18 protein-coding genes are annotated in these 23990 nt (G+C 44.3%); 12 read left to right on the forward strand and 6 right to left on the reverse strand.

Annotated features, from left to right (window positions below):
- Positions 1-4: 4 nt before the first annotated feature.
- The 3 genes from AC58UW_RS18485 to AC58UW_RS18495 form a co-directional block, all read right to left on the reverse strand.
- Entirely contained in the window at positions 5-1018 is a 1014-nt protein-coding gene (locus tag AC58UW_RS18485; RefSeq protein ID WP_497422081.1) for an ABC transporter ATP-binding protein, read from the reverse strand.
- 111 nt (positions 1019-1129) lie between these two features.
- Positions 1130-2236, reverse strand: coding sequence for an extracellular solute-binding protein (locus AC58UW_RS18490; RefSeq protein ID WP_497422082.1), 1107 nt, complete (start codon positions 2234-2236; stop codon positions 1130-1132).
- Between the two features lie 280 nt (positions 2237-2516).
- On the reverse strand, positions 2517-4682 hold the full coding sequence (locus AC58UW_RS18495; protein WP_497422083.1) for an extracellular solute-binding protein: 2166 nt from the start codon (positions 4680-4682) through the stop codon (positions 2517-2519).
- Between the two features lie 155 nt (positions 4683-4837).
- Between AC58UW_RS18495 and AC58UW_RS18500 the strand changes: the two genes are divergently transcribed.
- The 8 genes from AC58UW_RS18500 (at position 4838) to AC58UW_RS18535 (ending at position 14732) form a co-directional block, all read left to right on the forward strand.
- A complete protein-coding gene (locus tag AC58UW_RS18500) occupies positions 4838-5710 on the forward strand; it encodes a glycerophosphodiester phosphodiesterase family protein (RefSeq protein WP_497422084.1) in 873 nt (290 codons plus the stop codon).
- A 241-nt stretch (positions 5711-5951) separates the two neighbouring features.
- Complete coding sequence (gene blaI / locus AC58UW_RS18505; protein ID WP_497422085.1) at positions 5952-6335, forward strand: penicillinase repressor BlaI; 384 nt, start codon at positions 5952-5954, stop codon at positions 6333-6335.
- A gap of 2 nt (positions 6336-6337) precedes the next feature.
- The gene (locus AC58UW_RS18510) at positions 6338-7765 is read left to right on the forward strand and encodes a M56 family metallopeptidase (protein ID WP_497422086.1); all 1428 of its coding nucleotides are present in this window, start codon (positions 6338-6340) and stop codon (positions 7763-7765) included.
- Between the two features lie 33 nt (positions 7766-7798).
- Positions 7799-8242 carry a DUF488 domain-containing protein gene (locus tag AC58UW_RS18515; RefSeq protein ID WP_497422087.1) on the forward strand — a complete coding sequence of 148 codons (444 nt, stop codon included), beginning with the start codon at positions 7799-7801 and terminating at the stop codon, positions 8240-8242.
- A gap of 145 nt (positions 8243-8387) precedes the next feature.
- The gene (locus AC58UW_RS18520) at positions 8388-10817 is read left to right on the forward strand and encodes an EAL domain-containing protein (protein WP_497422088.1); all 2430 of its coding nucleotides are present in this window, start codon (positions 8388-8390) and stop codon (positions 10815-10817) included.
- A 132-nt stretch (positions 10818-10949) separates the two neighbouring features.
- Positions 10950-12422 carry a spore germination protein gene (locus AC58UW_RS18525; protein ID WP_497422089.1) on the forward strand — a complete coding sequence of 491 codons (1473 nt, stop codon included), beginning with the start codon at positions 10950-10952 and terminating at the stop codon, positions 12420-12422.
- Between the two features lie 28 nt (positions 12423-12450).
- Positions 12451-13548: a GerAB/ArcD/ProY family transporter gene (locus AC58UW_RS18530; protein WP_497422090.1), complete on the forward strand. Its 1098-nt coding sequence runs from the start codon at positions 12451-12453 to the stop codon at positions 13546-13548.
- Positions 13545-14732 carry a Ger(x)C family spore germination protein gene (locus AC58UW_RS18535; RefSeq protein WP_497422091.1) on the forward strand — a complete coding sequence of 396 codons (1188 nt, stop codon included), beginning with the start codon at positions 13545-13547 and terminating at the stop codon, positions 14730-14732. Before AC58UW_RS18530 ends, AC58UW_RS18535 begins: the two co-directional genes overlap by 4 nt.
- A 63-nt stretch (positions 14733-14795) precedes the next feature.
- On the opposite strand, the gene AC58UW_RS18540 is transcribed toward AC58UW_RS18535, so the two are convergent.
- A complete protein-coding gene (locus AC58UW_RS18540; RefSeq protein ID WP_497422092.1) occupies positions 14796-17867 on the reverse strand; it encodes a chondroitinase family polysaccharide lyase in 3072 nt (1023 codons plus the stop codon).
- A 338-nt stretch (positions 17868-18205) separates the two neighbouring features.
- On the opposite strand from AC58UW_RS18540, the gene AC58UW_RS18545 reads away from it, so the two are divergent.
- From AC58UW_RS18545 to AC58UW_RS18560, 4 genes are read left to right on the forward strand one after another with little or no spacing between them, the layout of a single operon-like run.
- Complete coding sequence (locus AC58UW_RS18545; RefSeq protein ID WP_497422093.1) at positions 18206-19222, forward strand: SDR family oxidoreductase; 1017 nt, start codon at positions 18206-18208, stop codon at positions 19220-19222.
- Between the two features lie 22 nt (positions 19223-19244).
- Complete coding sequence (locus AC58UW_RS18550) at positions 19245-19613, forward strand: DUF4180 domain-containing protein (protein ID WP_497422094.1); 369 nt, start codon at positions 19245-19247, stop codon at positions 19611-19613.
- Positions 19603-20562: a hypothetical protein gene (locus AC58UW_RS18555; RefSeq protein WP_497422095.1), complete on the forward strand. Its 960-nt coding sequence runs from the start codon at positions 19603-19605 to the stop codon at positions 20560-20562. Before AC58UW_RS18550 ends, AC58UW_RS18555 begins: the two co-directional genes overlap by 11 nt.
- 17 nt (positions 20563-20579) lie before the next feature.
- Complete coding sequence (locus AC58UW_RS18560; RefSeq protein ID WP_497422096.1) at positions 20580-20948, forward strand: VOC family protein; 369 nt, start codon at positions 20580-20582, stop codon at positions 20946-20948.
- A 63-nt stretch (positions 20949-21011) separates the two neighbouring features.
- Here the strand turns inward: AC58UW_RS18560 and AC58UW_RS18565 are convergent, their stop codons facing one another.
- A complete protein-coding gene (locus tag AC58UW_RS18565) occupies positions 21012-21857 on the reverse strand; it encodes an aldo/keto reductase (RefSeq protein ID WP_497422097.1) in 846 nt (281 codons plus the stop codon).
- Between the two features lie 178 nt (positions 21858-22035).
- Positions 22036-23781, reverse strand: coding sequence for a sigma-54-dependent Fis family transcriptional regulator (locus AC58UW_RS18570; RefSeq protein ID WP_497422098.1), 1746 nt, complete (start codon positions 23779-23781; stop codon positions 22036-22038).
- Positions 23782-23990: the final 209 nt, after the last annotated feature.

Here is a 23990-nt window from a genome sequence, read left to right on the forward strand (position 1 = left end):
CCCCTTAATATTGCTTAATATCATCAGAATGAATAAAGATCTCGGTTTCATCACCTATTGCATATTTCGTCATACCGTCTTCTTTTTCCATATTTTTAATCGTCGACCCGCCAATATCGAATGTGTATTTGGTATAAAGTCCATAATACTCAGCATCCACCACTTTAGCTTGTAACTTAGCCATGCCAGGAGCAGCTGAGCGAGCAGAGGAGTGCACTCTTTCTGTTCGTACGTAAGCAGCTTTCGACACATCTAGAGGTTTGCTGATTTGAACTTTGATTTTCTCCAGAAGGCGAGAGTCGAGAAGATTGTTGTCCCCAATGAAATTGCATACAAATTCGGTAGCCGACTGATTGTAAATTTCCGAAGGAGTTCCTACTTGCTCAATAACACCTTTATTAAAAACGGCAATTCTATCGGATAAGGATAAGGCTTCTTCCTGGTCATGTGTGACATAGATGGACGTGATTGCGAATTTCCTCTGCAGTTTTTTCAGTTCGTTTCGCAATTGTACGCGTAAGCTTGCATCCAGATTGGAGAGAGGCTCGTCCATAACAAGAATACTCGGTTTAAGTACTAAAGCTCTTGCAATCGCCACGCGCTGCTGCTGACCGCCGGATAGCTCAGATACTTTTTTAAGTAACTGCTCATCGCTTAAATCGACTTTTTGTGCAATATCTTTCACTTCAGCTTCAATTTGTTGTTTGGGTAACTTTTTAACTTTCAAGCCAAATGCGATATTTTCAAAAACATTTAACGTTGGAAATAGGGCGTAGTTCTGAAATACCATGCTGATTTCTCTTTTTTCGACGGATAAATTTGTAATATTTGCCCCATTTACATAAATACCGCCGCTTGAAGGATTTACGAATCCGACGAGACTTCGTAGTGTCGTTGTTTTCCCGCAGCCAGAAGGACCCAATAAGGTGAAAAATTCCCCTTCTTCGACTTTCAAATTTAAATTCTTCATGGCGACGAAATCACCGTATTTAATTTCAACATCTTTAAATTCAATCATCTCTCGCACTCCCTGCTCCTAGTAGACACATGATTTGCAAAAAAAATCATCGAGCAGATTGATTCTGTAAAGCGATATACAGAACCAATCTGATGGATGGATTTTCAGTCATTATGGTAAAAGCTGAAGTTCAATTTTCTCTACCCATTTATTGATGTTTTTTGCTACGAAGGACCAGTCAATGTTTTGTGCTTTCAAAGAAGCATCAAGATCTTTGATTTCTTTAGCTGCGCCTGCAAGAGCTTTCTCATTTGCCGGCATGCTAGTGAACTTTTTCGACCATTCTAGTTGCACATCTGCACTTCCGAACCAGTTTACAAATTGTTGCGCGGTGTCCATATGCTTCGTTCCTTTAATGATTGCAACTTGCTCAACAACAAACGGAACTCCGTTAGCTGGTTTCACAATGCCTGCTTTAACACCGTATTTTTCCTCGCGTGTCGCGATGCCGCTTGACCACATTGGACCTAATGGGGATTTACCACTTGCCAGGTTAGCATAGAAATCTTCACCTTGTGCAGCATGATAACCAAATTTCAAGTAGTTTTTAATCTGATCCCAGCCCTCTTTAGAAATGCCATACTCGCCGTTTGGATCTTGATATCTGACTAAAATACCTGCAATAACAGCTCGAATTGTTCCTCCGCCAAAAGCAGTAGGAGCATCATATTTATTGTGGAATTCATCCTTCGTCCAAAGATCAGTCCAATCCTTTGGCGCTGTGTTCTCATCATAAAGTTTCGAATTGTAGATGAGGAGAATGGCTTGTTTAACTAAGGAATGATAATAATCATCTTTATCGTTCAAACCTGCTGTAACTTCATCGGACCAAGTAGGCTTGAATTTCTCTAATAAGCCTTGCGCTTTAAAACCTTCATAATCGATTGTGCTTAATCCGAAAACCACATCCGCCACAGGATTGTTCTTTTCAGCGATTAAACGATTGGTAATTTCTCCACCACCGGCTTCTACAAATTCCAGTTTATAACCTTGCGCTGCAGCTTTCTCTTTCAGCCAATCGCCTCGGCCATCAGATAAGGAGTTTGAATAGATAACTAACGATTTGCCATCATTTTTAACGGCTGCAGGGGTAGTAGATGCCGTTGATGCATTATTTGAAGAATTTCCTGCTGAATTATTATTTCCACAACCAGCTAAAAACATCAGTACCGCTAACATAAGCCCCGTCATGATTAACACAGATTTTTTAAAATTCATGGTTTTACTCCTTTTTATTGAGAAAGTTGATTTACCTGTTCATCTTAATTACAGCCATAGGATTTGAAACCTATCACCTCAATTCAATCAAATTGGAACGTGTCATTTTATTTCATTTTTATTATATTAACCACATTGGAACGAGTCAATGAGTTTGCAAAGAATTAACTTGGCGCTTACATTGCCCAAACATTTGATTCATTTTTATGGAGACCTCTCATAAATCTTGGATATGAAAAAACCCACCTTTGTTTAAAAGGTGGATTCTAATAGTACCTATTTATTGATGCGAGAATAACGTTAAGTTGTTGTTGATTTGCTCAATGGTCTGTTCCATAGTAAGCCGATTATTTATAGCATTTTCAATCGATAAGCCGATTATTCGCTCGACCTCTTTGGTATTAAATCCGTCACCGTTAGAGAACTTCGTATCGCGAATCCCTTCCACATTCGCTTTGTTCGCTTCGTACAACCAAGGGTAAAGCATGGATATCGTTTGATTGTTGCAAACATTAGGGTTTGCCGAAGTTCCACCTAATAACGTGATTTGCTCTGCAATCTCAATCTTATTAACCCAATTTATGAAACTAACCGCTTCTTTCATTCTTGGAGTATGCTTCGTGATCCCTATCACGCCTCCGCCTAAGATCGGCTTATCGCCAGGCACGGGAGCCGAACCCACAAAGTGTCCATAGTCACTATTCGCAATCCTGGAAACGTGGTTCATGAACCCGATGACCATGGCGGTTGTACCTCTGGTGAAGCTATTGACAGACTCTCCCCACCAAGACTCGTTAATTTTCTGCGCAACGGAAACCGTTTCTAAATAGTTAGTAAGAGCTTTGCTCGCAATTTCTGCATGTAATTTAAGTTCATTTCCCTGTATTAACTTGCCGTTCTCCGCGTAGTATCTTGTTAAAAATTCTAAAGCGATAATTTCCGACTTGCCTAAGGTAACGCTCGTACCAAACTCAGTTGGCGAATGTTTGAAATATGATTTCGTAAAGAACCTAGTCAAATCTGTATAGGAAGCAAAATCTCGAGGAATGGTTAACTGTTTCTTGTACTTTTCGTAATACATGCGCTTGATTTTCGGATCTTCGAATAAATCTTTGCGATAAAACAGCATTTGAATACTAGGATCGAATGGAACCGCATAAGACGTGCCTTCAATCTGTGAGTAATTTTCTTTCATATGCAACGGCAACGACTGAATGAGCTGGTCCAGATGATTGTCCATCTTCATTATTGGCTGAAATACGTCCTTCCCGAACCAAGGAAGCCAGGCCATATCCATACGAACGATATCGTAATGACTAACATTCGTTTTATCAGTAAGAATTTGGTAAATTTCTTCAAATGATTTAATATCCAATGTGACTTGTATGCCCGTACTTTTGGTGAACTGCGGGAGCAGCTTTAATAGTGCATCCGTAGTCGGACTAATAATGGTTAGTATCGCAAGCGAGCTTTTCGAATGAGGTTTCTCCAATAATGTCCAATTCGATATACCGCTGTTATCCATAACCATTTTTTCGGCTTTCTTCGGATGGTTGACTTGTTCGATTAAACGTTCAGCGATTTCGCGGCCTAACAAATGATAGTTTTGTTGATATACGATTAATTCATCTGTAAATGAGGATTGAGCAATGCCTAGACTTAAAATTTTTGGAGGTTTTTGCATGGAACCGAAGAAATGCGCATTTTTCAGCCAATTCGCTTTACGCAAGCTTGTCGTGATGACAAGATCCGGAGGTTCATTTTCGAAGAACTCGAAAGATTTAATGTGCGATTGGTTTAAATGGGCATGAAGCATATTTTTTATCTCTACACCCTTGGCATTTTGAACGATCGCATCAACAAAAAGTTTCTCACTCGAAAATTTCATTTCATCAGAGAAAATACCGATTGACGTATACTCGTTTTCTTTGATAAAGGCACTAACCTCCTGGCCAGCCTTCTCAAAATCAAAAGAAATAAACTGTTCGGCATTTTGGAGCTGTCTATTTATAAAAACGACATTTTCTTTGGGGATATCCACTTCTTCATAGTACTCATTCGCATTATCTAAGCAGGAGATGGTTACAATGCCAGTAACACGTTCTTCGGCAATTGCTTTAATAATACTTTTTTCATTATTCGGCAAGTCATAGGTGATATATAAATGGGTGCGGTACCCTAAATTAGTTAACGTTTTATCTAAACCTTTGTACAGTTGAACATATTCATCGGATTCAATCGTGGGAACAATGATAGAAACGGAGTTGGTTGCCCCTGATCTTAGGGATTTCGCCTTATAGTGCATTTTATAGCCTAATTTTTTCGCAACTTCTTCAACTAGCTGAATTTTTCTAACGCTGACGTTGCCTTTCCCGTTCAGAACATTAGATGCTGTGCCATGCGAAACTCCTGCTGCTTTTGCAATATCTTTTATTGTAATTGTCATATCACACTATAAACCTCCTCGACTTCTACCCTTCAATATTAACTTATTTTACTCCCAACGCAAACAATAACGTAATGAGAATCAATTTATTGACACGTTCCAATATTGAGTGTTATCATGTGTATGATCAAAATTTGGGGTGAGGGTGGAACAGGATGATCGGGAAAAAAGCGTACAACCACATCAACGCTTTATTGAATAAACAACTGGATGAGCGTGGCGTATTAATTGCAGTTCATAGAGGAAGTGCGACAGGTAATATCATCGAAAATACCATTCCAGCGTTAAAAGCTGCCCTTCAACTCGGTGGAGATATGCTGGAGATTGATGTATTTAAATCCACAGATGGTAAATTCTTTGTTTTTCATGATGGGGCGGAGAAAAGACTTCTCCAACAGCCCGATAATGTTAAAACAATGGATTCGAAGAAAATCGATAGCTTAACTTATTTCAACAAAGATAATGTAAGAAACAATTATAAGGTAGAACGACTTGAGGATGTCCTTGCTTATTTTAAAGGAGATGCTCTCATTAATATTGACCGCGCTTGGGATATTTGGCCTGAATTATTGCCTGAGTTGGATAAATACGATATGGCGAATCAGTTAATTCTAAAAGGACCCGTTGTAAAAGAACAATTGGACTTCTTGGATCAGTATGAAACGAAATATATGTTCATGCCAATCACCCATTCCTTAGACGACATTGAGACTGTGCTTACTTATCAAAACCTCAATTTAGTTGGACTGGAATTAATCGCCACTTCGGAAACTCATCCTTTATTCCAAGATGAAGTCATCGAAAAGCTGCACAATATGAACTTATTTGTATGGGCGAACGCAATCACTCTGGATGATGAGACCGTATTATTCGGTCGTTTGGATGATGATATCTCCATTATTCAAGATCCCGATCTAGGGTGGGGTAAGTTATTTGATAAGAAAATCGATGTAATTCAAACAGATTGGCCAACATTATTAGCGTCATATCGGACTCGTAGGACTGAGCCAAGCAAAAACCTTAAGTAACATCTCCACGGAGAAATAAAAGCACCCCGATTAGGGGTGTTTTTTTTTTTGATACAATAGATTTTGAAGTAATTTATAATTAAAAACGGACAATAGCAGGATGAAGAAGTGATCTTTCGATGACACAGGGTGGTTTTTTTCGATATTTTACGACCAATCGTTGAACTTGACAAGAATGGATTACAAATGTAATACTGAGTGTGTATTACATTTGTAATCCATAAGGAAGGAGGTAGCTAATTTGAAAACTGTCCCTCATATTACGGATGCTGAATGGGAAGTTATGAAAGTGCTCTGGAACCAATCACCACGTACGGCGAATGAAGTGATTGAAGCTATGCAGGACCAGACGGATTGGAAGCCCAAAACGATTCGAACCCTGTTGAACAGATTAACGCAGAAGCAGGCCCTGTCATTTACGCAAGAAAACAGAGTGTATGCCTATTTCCCTTTAGTTTCTGAGGGTGAGTGTGTGAAATCAGAGACGCAATCTTTTCTAAAAAGAATGTATGGCGGTGCTTTTAAGCCGATGCTGGTTAACTTTTTGAAGGAGGAGCAGCTTTCGGAGGAAGATATTAAAGAACTAAAACATATTCTCGAAAATAAATCCGAAAGGAAAGGGTGAAAGTGAACCAAACCAATGAACTCCTCAAGGGTATATTTGAATGGATTTTGTCTGTATCGGTAATGGCAGCTATTACGGTCGTGTTGATCATGCTGACTCAGCGTATCTTGCATAAACGGATAAAACCTAGATGGCACTATCTCATGTGGTTGTTGGTGATGGTGCGACTTCTCCTACCCTGGGACCTGGAAAGCGACTTAAGCATCTATAATTGGATATCTTACCCTGATAGCATGCACGAAATCGACTCAGCGGTTCAGATAGGAATGCACGAGGAATTTGTTGCAGTGGAATCAGCCGGTCATATTTTGTACAGGTATTCCATGTATGTATGGCTGCTTGGTATTGTCGTATTTGGTATCTATACATTTGTGATCAACCGTAAATTTGCGCTGAAAATAACAGAAGAAACGAGTCCGATAACAGACATCGGCATCCTGCAGTTGTTCACTCAATGTCAAAAGCTTATGTCGGTACATAAACCGGTCACGCTAGTCGTATCGGATCAATTGACGATGCCGACTCTATTTGGATTCTGGAACCCACAATTAGTTATACCGCAGAGGGTGGTTAACAGCTTAGATCAGGAACAAATACGGCATATCTTTCTGCATGAACTGGCACATTGTAAACGAAATGATATTGGAGTTAATTGGATCATGCAATTTTTATTGATTATTCATTGGTTCAATCCTGTCCTTTGGTACGCGAATCAACGCATGCGTGAAGATCAGGAGATTGCAAGCGATGCGTTAGCACTTTCTTATCTTGAGCCAGCGAAAAGAGAGAGTTATGGATATACGCTCATTCAATTATTAGAAAGCTTTACACGTCCTGTTAGCGTACCTGGAAATGTTAATTTATCTGGCAGCAAATCTCAGTTAAAAAGGAGAATTATTATGATTAAACAGTTTCAATTTAATTCGTACCGGTGGTCGTTCGTTGGGTTAGCCGCTGTTCTAATAATTAGCGGTTGTTCATTGACGAATGCTAATGTGGATAAGCAGTCTTCAGCTCCATCGAGCTCGCCGACTGTTGATCAAAAGACGACGGATACAACAAATACAAGTACACAAACAACAGATACGGATAAAAAGACGGAAATGCAAACAACAGGTGAAACAAAATCAGCTGACTCTGTGACACCAACTACGCCACCGACAGCTACTGCCGAAGAGGCAAGGTCAATAGCTGCCGCTTCAAGGGCCAACGAGTCGAAACCATCACCCACAGCATCGGTCGAGGAGTTGAGGCGAGCTGCCGCAGCTCAAGCCGTGGAGAAACCGAGACAAGCGAGCGAGGTAACGCCAGCACCACCAACCCGTGATGTAAAAAGGCCTACGGCAGTGCCAGTACCAGCACCCGTTACTCGACCAGCACAAGCCGAACCAAACACGAGAGTGCTAACTCCGGAGCCGGTGGCTCAATAATAATTCATTGGATAATTAGGGGTGAAAATGACCATGAGCAGCGTATATACGATCGGTTTTGCTGAGAAATCCTTACGAACATTCGTGAATCATTTGCGCGAAAATCAAGTGACCAAGGTTGTTGATACCAGGCTTAATAATGTGTCGCAGCTAGCGGGCTATGCGAAAAAGGAAGATTTAACCTACATCTTGGAGCTAGTAAACATCAAATATGCACACGAGCTTGATTTAGCACCAACAAAAGAGCTTCTAGAAGCTATTAAGAAGAAGCTAATTGCTTGGGATGAATTTGAAAAAATCTATGTAGATTTGATCGCGGAACGTAAGATAGAGCATAAGATGGATGTTTTTCTTGGGGAAGAGGAAGCCGTGTGCTTCTTATGCAGCGAACATAAACCGCATCAGTGTCATAGACGGCTGATTGTTGAATATTTGAGGGAATTTAACAAGGACATTCAAATCCACCATTTATACTAAATGGCATAATCTGTGTCGAAAGGGTTAACTGTGAATCAGTTAGCCTTTTTTTACATGATAGGATGCTATTTATCTCTCTATAAATCAGGTAATATATATATTATATTTAAATACCAATATTTTATAGTTGAAATGAGGTTTAGAAGTGCATCATCTGCATGGTACATACGATATGGTTTTAGTTGCATTTTCCTATGTGGTTGCTGTCGTGGCATCCTATACAGTCCTCGATTTAGTAGGAAGAATCAGCACTTCCAAAGGGGTATCTCGCTGGTTGTGGCTCCTTTTCGGAGCGATCGCAATGGGGCTCGGCGTATGGTCCATGCATTTTGTCGGGATGCTTGCATTTTCGCTGAACGTTTCAGTTGCTTATAACTTAGTCAATGTCATACTTTCCGTCGTGGTCGTTATCGCGGCTTCTTTCCTTGCCTTGTATGTGGTTGGTCGAAGTCAGTTATCCTGGCATTTATTGCTTGCAGGAGGACTGCTGCTTGCAACGGGCATCTCGGCAATGCATTACATTGGGATGGCAGCGATGGAAATTAATATTACCTATAAGCCTGTTTATTTCGTTTTATCGATTCTCATTGCTGTTGTGGCATCCATTGCGGCGTTGTGGCTAGCTTTCTATTTCCGTAAGGGTACAGAGCCAAGTAAAATGTGGAAGAAGCTAGGCAGCGGCTTAATCATGGGAGCTGCCGTAGTTGGCATGCACTATACGGGCATGTATGCAGCGCAGTTTCAAGTGCTTGATGCCTTAGACGAAACCAAGGGTATGTTTCTGGATCAGAAGCTTTTGGCATATACGATCGCGGGAGGTACGCTGTTCACTTTGGGTTTATCGCTTTTTGGCATTTATATTTCCAATCGATTGTCACGCAAAGACAACGAAATTCAGGAGCATGAAAAATGGTATAAATCCTTATTTGAAAATAATCAGGATGGCATCATTTCGATCAATAGGAAGTATCGCATTATTGGGTTCAACTCAGCTGTAACGGAACTCACAGGGCTAACCAGTGATTGGTTCCGCAATCAAACGATAGACAACATCTTACCTTTCATTGTGCCGGAGGATCAGGAGCGCACGAGGGAGATGTTCGTAAAGTCCCGAGACGGAGAGATGCAGACCTACCAGACTGCGATTATGCACGAGCAAGGACACCGCGTCGAGCTCAGTGTGATTAACGCCCCAGTCATCCTAGATGGACAGGTTGTCGGCAGCTATATCATTGCCAAAGACATTACGGAAGAAAAGCAGTCCAAAGAGAAGATCCAACATCTCGCCTTTCATGATGAGTTGACGGGGATGCCCAATAGGCGAATGTTCAATGAAGTGCTGAGCCAAATGATTGATAGCGATGCTAAGCAGTTCGCTGTCATGGTGATGGATCTGGATCGGTTTAAATTAATTAACGATTCGCTTGGGCACACGTATGGAGACCAATTTTTGCAGGAAATGTGTGAACGTATCCGTCAGTGCATGGAGGGTATGCAAGTGACCTTAGCCCGCATGGGTGGAGACGAGTTCACACTGCTCTGTGACAGCAGCTACGCAAGTGACCAAGTTGCAGATTTGGCCGAACAAATCATTAAAGCGATTGGCGTACCCTATCGACTTAAAGAGAATGATTTCTATGTCACAGCAAGCATCGGTATAGCCGTATATCCTAACGACGGCGCTGATGCGATGCAGTTGCTCAAGAATGCGGACACTGCCATGTACGAAGTGAAGAAAAACGGCAAGAACGGGTACCAGTTCTATACGGGCGAACTGAACGCGCAATTGCAGGAGAAAATTGAGCTGGAAGTAGATCTGCGTCAGGCCATTGCGCGCAAGCAGCTATTCTTGAATTATCAGCCGCAGATTCGCGCCGGGGATAGCCAGATGATTGGCGTCGAGGCGCTCGTTCGTTGGAATCACCCGACGAAAGGCACGATTTCTCCAGGCGTTTTCATTCCCATTGCAGAAGAAACAGGCATTATTTATGAAATGGGCACCTGGGTGCTGAGAGAAGCTTGCCGGCAAATGAAAGAATGGCATCGTGGAGGCGGACCTCTGATTCCTGTTTCCGTCAATTTATCCTCGCAGCAGTTTCATCAGACCAATTTGGCGATGTACATTAAGGAAATTCTAGAGGAAACTGAACTTGAGCCGCAATATTTGGAGCTGGAAATTACGGAAAGCATGATGATGGATGCATCTGTTTCTAGAAGTATTTTAAATGAATTGACGGAATCGGGCATTCGGATCAGTTTGGATGATTTCGGAACGGGATATAGTTCCTTGAGTTATCTGAAGCTTCTGCCGATCCACAAGCTCAAGATTGACCGTTCGTTTATCCGCGATATTACGGAGAACAATAATGATAAAGCGATAGTTGCAACGATTATCTCCATGGCGCAGCATTTGAATATGGACGTCATTGCGGAAGGCATCGAGACGAAGGAGCAGCTGGATATTTTAATGGATAATGACTGTAAAAAGATTCAAGGTTATTATTACAGTCGGCCGCTGCCTGCCCGAGATGTAGAGGAAGCTTTTTTCGCGCCGATGCGAGTAAGTGGATCATAAAGGCGCCAATCAGCAGTTAGAAACCCGATTAGCTCAGTAGAGCTGGTCGGGTTTTTGTTTAGTTAGTATAAGTAATTCTTTCCAAACAAATAATACCAAGAAGATCTGACAAATGACGTTGGAAGGTGGGGAATGGAATTGATTGCGAGTGAATCCCTTTCAGACAGTGTTAAATCGATTATGGATGTCATCGGGCACAATCATGATGTTATTTTGCGAGAAATTGTACTTGGAAGTACAGGGCGGAAAGCGGCAATTATCTATATTACTACCATCGGGAGTTCGGAAGTTATTAATAAAAGCGTGCTGCAACCACTGATGCAGATGGTAGCTGCAGACGACGATTTTCATTCGGATCGATTCAAAGAAAGAGTGCTGAGCACCACGATTGTGCTTTCCGAACTGATCGAAATCGACTCGGTGACGGCGTGTATTCGCAATATTTTATCAGGAAATACCGTACTCATCATTGATCAAATTAGCAGTTATATCATCCTTAGTACGGCACATCAAGAAGGAAGAAGCATTCAAGAACCGAAGTCGGAATCCGTGGTACGGGGCTCGCGCGAAGGTTTTGTTGAGAATATTTCAACGAATATTTCACTAATCCGTCAGCGGATTAAAGATCCCTCGTTCACGATGCTCCAGTATCACGTTGGCAAGCGTACCGAGAGAGAGCTAATCATCACTTTCATTAAGGATATAGCTAACGATCAGATTGTGGAAGAAGTCTGTCGCAGGATCGAAACGATCGATATTGACGATGCAGCAGAATCGGGGTTTATTGAACAATTTATTGAAGATAATTCGTTCTCGCCCTTCCCCCAAATCATGAATACAGAACGTCCGGACAGAGTTGTCGCAGCGTTGATGGATGGCAAAGTGGCTATTCTCTTGGACGGCACACCGTTTGTCCTTATCGTGCCAGTGACATTTCCGATGATGCTTTACTCTCCGGAAGACAGTAACGAACGCTGGATCTATTCAAGTCTAATCCGCATGATGCGGTATGTACTCGTCGTTGTTTCACTGTATTTGCCATCACTTTATATTGCTTTTATATCTTTTCATCAGGGGCTAATTCCCACCAAGTTGGCCATATCGATCACTTCCAGCAGAGAAGGTGTTCCATTTCCCACCTTTGTAGAAGCCATGATGATGGAAATAACCATTGAAATCCTACGTGAAGCCGCTATTCGGCTACCCAAGCCAATTGGGCAAGCGATCGGTATGGTCGGCGGTCTAGTCATCGGGCAATCGGCGGTACAGGCGGGTATTGTGAGCCCAATCATGGTCATTGTCGTGGCGGTGACGGCAATCGCATCCTATACGATACCGATATATTCGGCAGGAATTGCTATGCGTTTGCTGAGGTTCTTCATGATGCTTGCGGCTGCAGTGTTAGGCTTATACGGGATTATTATGGTTACGCTGCTGCTCCTGTCTCATATGATGAAGTTAAAAAGTTTTGGGACCAACTATGCAGGCGTGTACGTGCATTATCACGCGTCAGACTGGAAGGATTCGATTATTAAATATCCCTTGAAATGGTTAAAAGAGCGACCGAAGATATTAGATCCCAAAGATAAGAAGCGAGGGAATTAAAGACAACTAGTGAAAGGGGAATGGACACATGAAGATTATGCGAAGTGATCAGATCTCGATTTCGCAATTAACTGTCTTAAACACATCCATGATTCTCGGGTTGTCCATCCTCACGCTGCCAAGGGCCACTTCTGAGAAGATTGGTACTCCTGATGTATGGATCAGCATCATCATAGCGGGGTTAATCTCTGTGCTGTTAGCCGTCATTTGTGCGAAGGTAAGCCAGCGATTTCCCGGGAAAACCATTTTTGAATACAATAAGGAGATTGTAGGCAAAGCGATAGGGATTGCTTTTAGTGTCGTATTTTGCGTGTACTACATTTTGATGGCGGCATTCGAGGTGCGTATGCAAGCCGAGGTTATCAGGCAATTCCTGTTAGATCAAACACCGATTGAAGTGACAATGATCACTTTTTTATTTGTTGCCGGTTATTTACTCTTGGGACAAATAAATCCGATAGCCCGACTCATGGAGTTTTTATTGCCGATTACCTATATCAGCATTCTGTTAGTCATGCTGCTCAGCGTCCAAGAATTTGACATTGATAGGTTGCGTCCGGTTCTAAGCGAAGGAATACGTCCTGTTTTCAGCGGCCTTCTCTCAACAGCACTTTCGTATTCGGGTTTTGAATGTATTATGGTGTTCTCCGCTTTCGTCGATAAGCCCAATAATATGGTGCGCTCGGCTATCATCGGCGTTGGCTTGATCATCGTTCTGTATACGATAAATGTGGTTATCGTTATTGATGTATTGGGCGTTTCAGAATCTAGTATGCTAACCTGGCCGACTTTGGAATTAATTAAAAACGTAGAGGAGGCAGGGTTTTTTTTAGAAAATTTCGAAGTCATTTTCATTGCCGTCTGGCTAGTTGAAATTTTCACCACTTATATCGTTTCCCATTACATCGCAAGTCTGGGCATTAGCAAAATGTTGGGCATCAATATTAACTATGTGCATATTGGTTTGTTGGTTGTTATTTATTTCGTTGGCATTTACCCAAGCGATTTGAACGGGAGCATAAAGCTCGGAGAACTTATTGGTAATATATCCTTATTCACGGCGGGAGTCATGCCGCTCTTATTGTTGCTTATTGCTGTACTTAGAAAAAGGGGACATACACCGTGAAACAACGTGCAAAACGGACGGTCTTCTTCTTCTTCTTCTTCTTACTGTCATTCCTTGTACTCACTGGGTGCTGGGATAAACGGGAAATCGAACAAATTGGCATGATCGCCGGAATCGGACTGGATCAGGGAGATGACGCAGCCCACCACCGGATAAAAATGACACAGCAGTTCGTCAATACGACTCTTGGATTGAAGGAAGGCGTAATAAAAGGATATTTTAACCTTATCGATGAGGGCTCCAACATTTTTGAAATCGTTAGAAGAACGTCAACTCGAACGGATCGTTCTCCCTATTATACGCATTTGAAGGTCATCGTCATAAGCGATAAGATCACATCCACAACGCATTTGATGGATTTAATAAACTTTTTTCAGCGGGATCATGAGATGAGACGAACCGTGCGTGTGTATTTCTCCAAAGGGCAAGCGAGCACCGTTCTTGATAAACAGACGGAAAATAAAGAGATTCCTGCCTTTAATATTTTTCAAAAGTCCCGGAATCATTACAAAACGTTAGAAATACCTCATCAAGTAACCTTGGGTGAGATGTCCGTTTATCTCTCTAGTCAGCACAGCTTTCTGGTTCAAGTCATTGATATTTCGAACGGGTTCGATATGCAGGGAGCTGCTATCGTTTCAGGAAAAAAGAAGCGGTTAATCGGTTGGTTGACGAAAGAGGAGGTTTCAGGCGTTAATTGGGTTTTGGGGACTAAGAAAGGAAGCGGTGGAGGAGTTATGACAGTAATAGATAAGAAAACAAAGAAAGAAATTATATATGAAGTTAATCGTATAACTACAAAAATCAAACCAATAGTGGAAGGAGAGCAGATTACCTTTCATGTTGCCATTGATTCCGAGGGTCGTATTGGGGAAGATTGGACCATAAATGACGCATTTGATGAGGATTTTATTAAGAAGACGAATGAACTGATAGCGGATGAAGTGAAGCATGTTGCGGAACAAGCTATTTCGAAAATGAAGGACACCTATAAAGTGGATATTGTTGGTTTTGGTGAACAGTTAAGAATCAAGAACTACAAGGAATGGAAGAAAGTAAAGGATGACTGGGATGATGCATTCAGCCGTTCGAACGTAGAAATTGAAGCGAAAGTAAACATTCGAGAGTTTGGATCTAAAGGCAGGAAAGTCCCCAAAACCCCAGAAAGTAAGGATAAAAAGTAGGAGCGGAATCTGAAAAGTCTGCGCAAAGCCAATACTTAGCGGCTTTGCGCAGATTCTTGTCGTTTATTTGATCAATTCGATATCGATTGACTTCCCATTCACTGCATCGAACTCTATGGTCGTTGTCAAAGCACTTGCGCTAACTACCCGCGCTTCGCCGCTGGCATTCTTCAGATGCCAGGCGCCTTTTAATATTACGGTGTCCCTCAACATGGCACTCGGAGTTAACAGATCGGTTAGACGCAGATCAGGATCCGCAACGCTTAGCACAATATGGTTGGGACTTAATGATTGGACCATCGCCATGATGGGGTTGCTGCTGCTTTGAATCAGGCCTTGATTGATCGGCACATTGCTGTTAAAGATGGCATAGCTGGTAACCTCTTTCCCCGGCTCCGTGTTTTTGACAATATGCGCATTACTATTTTTTTGCAAAACTGTGTATTGCATGTTGTTCGCGAATGAGGCCGCCTCCTGTGCTCCTGCCCCTACTTTAATGGCATATTCGTAACCCGCCGATGCTGGAGCAGCACCGTGATTGATATAAGCCGTCGTGTAGTTGCCGGACGTATTTTTCGTGTCGGCGCTGTTTCTAGAGTTTTGCGCACCGCGCATAATGACGGTGCCAGCCGCATTCGGCAGCACATATCCGTTCCCATAAGGATCTACGATCCAGGCCGGGGTTGTACTTGTGATCGTGCTCGTATAAGTCGCATTAGTGACCGAGGTGTCGGAATTATACCAAAATGGCATCGAACTGCTCGGCATATACGATTGAAACAAGGTAGTTTCCGTATTGTGCATGGCGTCCGTGTTTTGAATATCAGAGCCTAAGCTGACCATTTTATCCCCAAAAAAGAAGACCGATTTGTTGGCTCGGAAACTTGAATCAAAGACGGTATCATGCAGTTTCATAGCGAAAACGCCATATTTCTTCTGAGAGGATACCCCCCCTACGAAGGTGCTGTCCGTAAAAAGTCGCATATGATCCGTCTTTTGTGCCAGCTCAGAGAGAGACAGGTGTTTCACAGTCGTACCTGGCCAACGGCTCCAATCCCAACCGGCGTCAAGGTTAATTCCACTTTCGAGGATTCCGGAAGTCAGTCCGTTTTTCAGTATCTGCATATTGCCGTAATTCTGGTAGGCGCCATACACATTCTGATTGTTGGCAGATTCGAAGTTCCAAGCATATTTACTCCAACCTTTTATTCCGATCAGCAAGTCATTCACTCGATTGACAGCCATTGTGCCATAGGGCATGACCCAGTATCCTTGCGGATTGGCCTTCGGCGTGACCCCCGCCTTCGACAGTTGTTCTGCAAGCTGCAGGCCGCCAAGCGTATCCAGATACTCAACACCGTACGAGTCGGCTTGTTTAAATAGGCCTTGCATCAACTTGGATTGCGGTTCCCAAAGTCTTGTGAAGGTGGAAGCAAGCTCCGGGTCAATTGGGGTTGTGGCCAAGGCCAGGTAGGCGTATGCCTGCAGACTAGTCAGCGGGCTGGTCGTAGTGGGGAAACGTCCGGTTGCCCCGATGGGCATGGTGTATTTATTGGAAGCTAGCTCTAATGTGAGTAGTGCTTTCTTGATGTTATTCTTTGCATCATCGGATAGGGCGTAAGGAGTTCCGCTCAATAGGTAGGCAATCAGCGAAGCTGTCTGCATCGCATGATCCCCATATGCATTCATATAGACTCCGCGATGATGGAAAAGGGTACCGTCAGGCTTGATCGTATCAGCGAAACCAGGTGCGATTTGCAGCGCTTGTTCATATAAGCCGACGAGGCCTTTCATGTACTGTGTTTTCTTAGGCGTGTTATCCATACCGAGAACGTAAAGTAAGTCATACATGAATTTTGTTCTGATTTCGTCCGCCGTCGTCTCTTCGTAAACGGAATTATCGAATGTTTTACCGAAGTTCGTGTACCAGAATATCGTGTTGAGCTCCCGTTCAAAAATACCTGCAGCCTTCAGCTCATTGCGCATAAGATAGACGGCATGAAAGTACCCGCTGTGCCGGTTTGCTTCATGATCCTGAGTGCCGATGGCACTGCCATTCGCCCAACCTTGGTCGTTCATATAATCGAATACATCGATCGCTTTTTGTTTGCTTAACACATTACCGTTGATCTTGTAGTCGAAAACGAGCGGCAACAGCACCGTTTGGCTGACATTATCGCCGAATTTAAGCGAATGAGGGTCTGCGTTTGCATATAGCGCTTCTCCGGTCATTGTACCATCAGGGTGTCTGATGATATGCAGCGCGTTGTACGCAGCAAGCCCCGCTTGAATGAAACGTTGGAGGGCGTCATATCTCGTTTTGATCGGCCCGGTTAACTGTGCATACTGCAGGGCATCGCCATAAATCCACTTATCATACCGGCTTGAGATCATATCGAAGGCACTAATTTCCTGCGGAGTGATTGTCGCTGGCAGCGGGAGCGTAGGCTGTTGTTGGCTGTAAAAGTAGACATTATCCCATGAGCTTTGGCCGACATTTAGGCCAGGCTTGGGCATTTGGTAATCGGCGGATCTTGCCGTTACCATCGAAGGGGAAAATTCCAAGTTATCGAAATAAAGGCTTCCCGATGGTACGGAGGCAGGGGGAATGATTTGCATCGCCTCGAGCGGCTCATTCATGTTTTGCGTATAAGCGGGATTTTTACCTTCTTCTCTAAACTTGATCCAAACGGCCCGCCATCCTTTGAAATTCAGGTTCACTTTGATCGAAAAGTGATTGATGCCATTGTTGATTTCTGTCGTTTTGCCTAAATTGAACGTCACTTGGTCATTGACTGGATTTTCGTTATAAATCCATAGTTTCATGCCGCCATGCTTGACGTTCGCTGCGGCTAGATTGGCAGGCTGCGTGTCGCGCAGCTTGGAGCCATTCGACCATGTCCAGTGCAAGGAGCTGCCCCCGTGCTTGTAATGCTTTCTTGATAGCTCAGCCGATCCGCCGTTTTCCACTTGCCAGGTGGAAGGAAGCGCAGCGCCCTCGAACGACTCCGTGCGGGAATAATCGTCGGCTGCGTACGTGGCACCTGGATATGCCCCTACGCTGGATGCCAGAAGCAGCGCCGCAGCCAGAAGCCGCATGTTGTGTTTTCTTCCTCTTTGTAATGTTGTGTTCACATGAATTCCTCCTTACATTTTTTTATGACAAGGGTTCTTTTTGTCCTCGGAAGCTCGTGCCTATAGTCCCCCGTTGACCATTTCTCGTGATTATCACCTCCAAAACTTATCTTGGATATCGGATGTAAATTACTTAAATATTATGAAAATTACAGAAAAGCAAAAAAATACATATTTAGACCTAATCACAGGATCTATATGCTAGCAAATTCTGGAAGTACAAAAGACACCCATGGGGTGCCCTTTGTACTAGGTGGGGTTAGCTGATCAGCATAGGAGGTTTCAATGTCCTTATGGCGAATAAATAAAGGATTGTTCAAGAATCCTGGAGGTGGAAGATGAAAGCGCTATTTATTGGAGGTACAGGTACAATTAGTTCAGCAATTACAAAGCAGCTGCTGGAAAGCGGGTGCGAGCTTTATCTGCTGAATAGAGGCACAAGAAATGAATCATTGCCGGCGGGGGCTAGTTTGCTCACCGCGGACATTCGCGATGAAGAGCATGTCGCTAGTTTAATTGAACACTTGGAGTTCGATGTCGTTGCGGATTTCATCGCGTTCGAACCGGCTCAGCTGGAGAGAGATTACCGCTTATTTCAAGGTAAAACGAAACAATTTATGTTCATAAGCTCAGCATCTGCCTACCAAACACCGCTGTCTGACTATAGAATTACGGAAGGAACGCCTTTATCCAATCCGTATTGGGAGTATTCGAGAAACAAGATTGCTTGTGAGGAATATTTACTTAAGCAGTACCGTGACCATGGTTTTCCTATTACAATCGTAAGACCGAGCCACACCTACGATGAACGCTCCATTCCGCTTGGCGTGCATGGTAGTAAAGGCAGCTGGCAGGTCGCCAAACGTATGCTGGAGAACAAACCCGTGATCATTCATGGGGATGGGACTTCACTGTGGACAATGACGCACAATAGCGACTTTGCTAAGGGTTTTATTGGCCTTATGGGCAATATTCATGCCATTGGGGAGTCCGTACATATCACATCCGATGAATCTCTTACTTGGAATCAAATATATGAAGCCATTGCTAGCGCGCTTGGAGTCAAGCTGCAGGCTGTGCATGTTTCATCTGAATTTCTGGATGCGTGCAGCACGGAGAACTACAGAGGCGGTTTGCTTGGAGATAAGGCGAATTCCGTTGTTTTCGACAATGCGAAGCTGAAGCGTCTTGTTCCGGAGTTCGTTGCGACTACTCGTTTTGATCAAGGGATTAAAGCGACCGTTGCCCATATTTTAGCTAAACCCGAGTTGCAAAGAGAAGATCAGGAGTTCGACCAATGGTGCGATAAGGTGATTCAGGCCTTAGATGCGGCAGTGCAGGCAATTCGGGAATAGATTCGAAGGGGATGGCCAATGCATGAACATATCGGTGGATATCAGAAATAACTCCAAAGTCGCTATTGTCGAAAGCGATGACATCCTCATCAGCGATGTGCAGGAGGCTTTGGACTTAATGGCTTCTGTGCAATATGTGGAAGAATGCCATAAAATCATGATGGACAAATCCAACATCACGGAAGACTTTTTTGAGCTTAAGACCCGCCTTGCAGGCGATATTTTGCAGAAGTTTACGAATTACAAGGTTAAATTTGCGATTATTGGGGATTTTGATGTGTATGACAGTAAAAGTCTGAGGGATTTTATCTATGAATGCAATCAGGGGAACTCGGTATTCTTCCTCAAAGACAGAGGGGCAGCGCTAGACGCCCTTCATAATGCCAATTAACGCGATGGATAAAAGAGTGCTCGATGCCGGCTTGTCGATTATTTCGGCGTGCAAGAGGCAGACAGGCGATATTTGGGACGCTCATTACGGAGCGGCGGCGATAGCCAGTTACTTTTTTGTCGAAGAGAATGAGCTGTCGATGGACACCAAAAAGTCTATTCAAGCTCAAGCCGAAGCTATGCTCGATAAACATGGCTGTTCAAGATCAACTAATGCTGACCAACATCCAATGGATCTTGCGGATGCCGCGCATGCGATTTTGGAAGCTCTCGATGTTTCAATCGATCAGCTTCATTGGGTCGGGCACAATGTGATCTATGCGGCAGTAAGTTTACTGGCTATACGTGAACTTGGGGGATGGGGGACAAAGGAGGAAATTGACGAGATTTGTTCCTTACTCCGCTCCTTTGAGAAAGCGATTCCCGGTAGATCCTGGCTCGGATACACAGTTTCCGACATAAAGAAAATGTCGATCGATGAAAGCGATCAAATTCCTGCGGCTCAGCAACCCGAGCAGCTGTCGACTTTTATTCTGGGAGAGCTGTCAGCCATTAGCGTGATTTATCGCGCAGAGTCGCATCATGACTTAATCGGTCATATGCTTACTTTTTCCCATGCGCTGAATATCCTTCACGACCTAGGTTATACGGACTATTTCTATAGAGGTCTTGAGCCGCTTCTGAAAATAGTTAAGGTACTTCGCAGAAGTCGACATCTCGATCCGCAGCGGCCACTGCCATTAAGCTCTCCCGCAGACCGTTTGCCTTTGGTGGAGGCGATTCGGTCGGTATGGCTCCCCGTTGAATATGGCTATTGGGCTAAAGATCACAGGGAGCATGAATGGGATTATGGGCATACGTTTAAGTTCCCATTCAGCTTTTATGACCATTTGAACCGAAGCTCTATGCCTAATTCGACAGCAATTGAGAAATTTCGTTACATCATTTAGAATTGGAGGGAACCTTAATGAACAAGGTGTTACGTTTTGAAATGCAAGTGCCTGATCCAGAGAAAGTGATCGAGTTTTATTCGAATGCTTTCGGATGGAAGTTTTCAAAATTTCCAGGGCCGCAAGATTACTGGTTTATTCAAACGGGTGAGTTGGATGAAAAGGGCATTGACGGAGGGTTAATGAAATCGCCTGATGGCGCGGCTAGAACGGTGAATTCGATCGAGGTGCCCTCAATTGATGATTACTTAGCCTCCATCTCTGACAATGGCGGAACCATTGTAGTTCCCAAAATGAGCATGCCAGGAATGGGGTATCTTGCTTATTTTACGGACCCTAGCGGCATGATCCTTGGAGTTTCGCAGGCGGACCCGAACGCACGGTAAACGAAAAGAAAAGGCACCCTTTCCTCCATTTTGGAAGGAATGGTGCCTTTTTTATTTGGCAGCTTAGAAATCAAAATTGTCCGGATCAGGTCCGACGCGCCGATTCTCGTTCAAAGCATCGATGCGCGCCATCTCTTCGTCGGTTAACGAGAAGTCAAAGACGTTGGCGTTATCGATGATGCGCTGCTCTTTGATCGACTTCGGAATCGTCACAATGCCGCGCTGCAGATCCCAGCGGAGAATGACTTGAGCAACCGATTTGCTGTGATTAGCGGCGATGTCATTTAGAACGGGATGATCGAAAAGCTGGCCCTGCATGAGCGGAGACCATGCTTCTAACTGAATGTTATGCTCTTTGGAGAAGCTAAGCAGCTCTTGCTGTGATAGAAGCGGGTGAAGCTCAACTTGGTTCACCATTGGCTTGATTTCCGCATCTTTCATCACGTCTTCCAGGTGATGAATTTGGAAGTTGCTGACGCCGATGGCTTTCACGCGGCCTTCTTTGTACAGAGTTTCCATAGCGCGCCAAGCTTCTTTATATTTCCCTTTGACCGGCCAATGGATGAGGTATAGGTCTAGATACTCCAGCCCCAGCTTGGATAAGCTTGCTTCATATGCAGCAATGGTCGACTCATAGCCGAGATCGGCATTCCACACCTTGGAGGTCACGAACAGTTCCTCTCTAGCAAGTCCTGTTTCAGCAAGTGCCTCGGAAATGGCTTGTCCGACTCCTGTCTCGTTGCCATAAATAGCTGCCGTATCCATGCTGCGGTATCCATTGCGAATGGCCGCTTTGACGGAGCTCACTACCTCAGAACCGTCCTCTACTTTGAAAACACCTAACCCGAACCATGGCATTTGAACGCCGTTATGCAGGGTTGTTGTGGATTGTAAATGGTTGATCGTCATGCGTAATTCCTCCTCATGTAACTGTATATATGTTGGCCAACCGGCCTTCATCGCATCATAATTCCTTACCATCAGTAGGATGTCACCTGTTGGCATTTGTTATTATGAACGTTTCATGAGGAGATGAACAGTACGTACTTTTTAGTACGATAGTTACTCTTCTGTGACCATTGGTTCTTTAAGTAATCCCATATTCCTCAATTTTACGGTACAAAGTTGTCCTTCCGATCTTCAATTTGGCGGCTGCTTTGCTGAGATTCCACTCAGAGGCCTTCAGCGCCATCTTGATCGTGTTGATTTCCGCTTCTTTTAGCGTCAACGGATGCCCTTCGACCGATTCTTCCGTGTCACTTTCATCGGAAGCTTCTAGCATCAGATGATCAGCATCAATCGGCTGACCTCCAGCCATGAAGATCGCTTGCATCAGAATGCCGCTCAGTTCTCGAATATTGCCCGGCCAACGGTAGGCCAGCAGCTTGCGCTTGGCGGCTTCCGTTAAGACACAGCACGGTGAAGCATGCTTCTGGAGCAGATGAAGCGCCAAGGTCAGGATATCGCTTCTTTCCCTTAGAGCAGGCAGGGTGATCGGGATGCCCTTCAGCCGATAGTAAAGATCGGCCCGGAATCCGCCAGTTTTCACCTCGGCGGCCAAATCCTTATTCGTTGCGGCAATCACGCGCACATCAATGGCTTTACTCTTGGCGCTCCCAACCGGAGTAATCATACCGTCCTGGAGCACACGCAAAAGCGCAGCTTGCGCTCGAAGGGGCATATCGCCGATTTCATCGAGGAAAATCGAGCCCTTATGCGCAGCCTCGAATTTCCCGATATTGCCGTCCTTGCTTGCGCCTGTGAAAGCGCCGCGGACATAGCCGAACAATTCGCTCTCGACTAGGCTGTCTGGGATGGCGCTGCAGTTAAGCGCAATGAATGGCGCCGCTGACCGAGCGCTTGCGGTATGGATGGATTGCGCGAACAATTCCTTGCCAACGCCGCTTTCGCCCAAGAGCAGTACAGGGAAGTCAGAGGTTGAAGCCTTCTGAGCCAGCTCTTTCTTCTGCAGGAACGTCGGACACGTGCCGATGAGGTCCTTGAACGTGTACAGATGCTGCCCATTTCCCGACGTCCTTCGAATGGAGACCGACTGCCACAGCTTTTGATGCTCATTATGTAGGGTTTGAATAGCAAAGCCATTCAGCGTCGGCAATGGTTTACCGATCACATCGCAGCCTATGATTCGCATAGCAGCGTGATTCGCGCGAACGATGTGGTTGTCCCGACTGAGCGAGAGCAGTGGCAAGGGATGATGCAGGGAGGAGTGATCCAGCTCTCTTAGCGTGATGAGGTGTTCCTTCTTCGACTCCTCTAGCAGAATCTTGTTTTGCAGCGATTGAGCAGCCAAACAGGCGAGGGTAAAGGTATAGGCATGGAAATTCTCTTGCTTGCCGCTAATATTGACGATCCCGATAAGCTCGCCGATGGCGTTGAAGACAGGGGCAGAAGCGCAGGTTAGGAAATGGTTGGATGTATAATAGTGCTCTTCGGCATGCACGCGCACCGGCTTCCGCTCCGTGAGAGCGACACCGATGGCATTCGTGCCTTTGCGATGTTCGGCCCAATTGGCGCCTACTTGCAGCTGAACCGCTAGCGCTCTGCGGGAGAAGTCGATATCTCCTGCCGTGTGAATAATGGTTCCTTCCGGGTCGATCAGTAGTGCCATCTGGCCGGATTGCTTGATGCCAGCATGCATCTGTTCAAATATTTGCTCGGTGTATTGGATGGTTTGCTCATTATGTTTGAGTAGAGACTGCATGTGAGTTCCAGTTAAAATGTTATCGTCAATGGGGTCGGTGGGCACTAAACCAAATTCGTGACAGCGCTTCCAAGACGCTGCCGCTGTTTCGGATAAAAAGTTGTTTTCCACGGATAGCAAAAAAGATCACCTCCATTGCAATCGTATCTTATCCGATCATACCATAGTTGCTTTTAATAATGGAGGGCCGATGGAAAGAATGTCCCATAATGGAACACATCCTATGTATCAAAGCGGAACATCGAACGTCGTGCACAATTCGTAAAGGCCGGAGTGGCAGCATTCCGTCCGTTGGCACGATTCTTGCTTATTTATGTTAT

The organism is Paenibacillus sp. J22R160 (genome assembly GCF_059692135.1).

Coding starts and splice junctions, on each gene's coding strand:
- AC58UW_RS18530 (WP_497422090.1), top strand. CDS start 12,451: ATGAAGATTATGCGAAGTGATCAGATCTCGATTTCGCAATTAACTGTC.
- AC58UW_RS18500 (WP_497422084.1), top strand. CDS start 4,838: ATGATCGGGAAAAAAGCGTACAACCACATCAACGCTTTATTGAATAAA.
- AC58UW_RS18490 (WP_497422082.1), bottom strand. CDS start 2,236: ATGAATTTTAAAAAATCTGTGTTAATCATGACGGGGCTTATGTTAGCG.
- AC58UW_RS18485 (WP_497422081.1), bottom strand. CDS start 1,018: ATGATTGAATTTAAAGATGTTGAAATTAAATACGGTGATTTCGTCGCC.
- AC58UW_RS18565 (WP_497422097.1), bottom strand. CDS start 21,857: ATGACGATCAACCATTTACAATCCACAACAACCCTGCATAACGGCGTT.
- AC58UW_RS18525 (WP_497422089.1), top strand. CDS start 10,950: ATGGAATTGATTGCGAGTGAATCCCTTTCAGACAGTGTTAAATCGATT.
- AC58UW_RS18560 (WP_497422096.1), top strand. CDS start 20,580: ATGAACAAGGTGTTACGTTTTGAAATGCAAGTGCCTGATCCAGAGAAA.
- AC58UW_RS18515 (WP_497422087.1), top strand. CDS start 7,799: ATGAGCAGCGTATATACGATCGGTTTTGCTGAGAAATCCTTACGAACA.
- AC58UW_RS18550 (WP_497422094.1), top strand. CDS start 19,245: ATGAACATATCGGTGGATATCAGAAATAACTCCAAAGTCGCTATTGTC.
- AC58UW_RS18545 (WP_497422093.1), top strand. CDS start 18,206: ATGAAAGCGCTATTTATTGGAGGTACAGGTACAATTAGTTCAGCAATT.
- AC58UW_RS18495 (WP_497422083.1), bottom strand. CDS start 4,682: ATGACAATTACAATAAAAGATATTGCAAAAGCAGCAGGAGTTTCGCAT.
- AC58UW_RS18555 (WP_497422095.1), top strand. CDS start 19,603: ATGCCAATTAACGCGATGGATAAAAGAGTGCTCGATGCCGGCTTGTCG.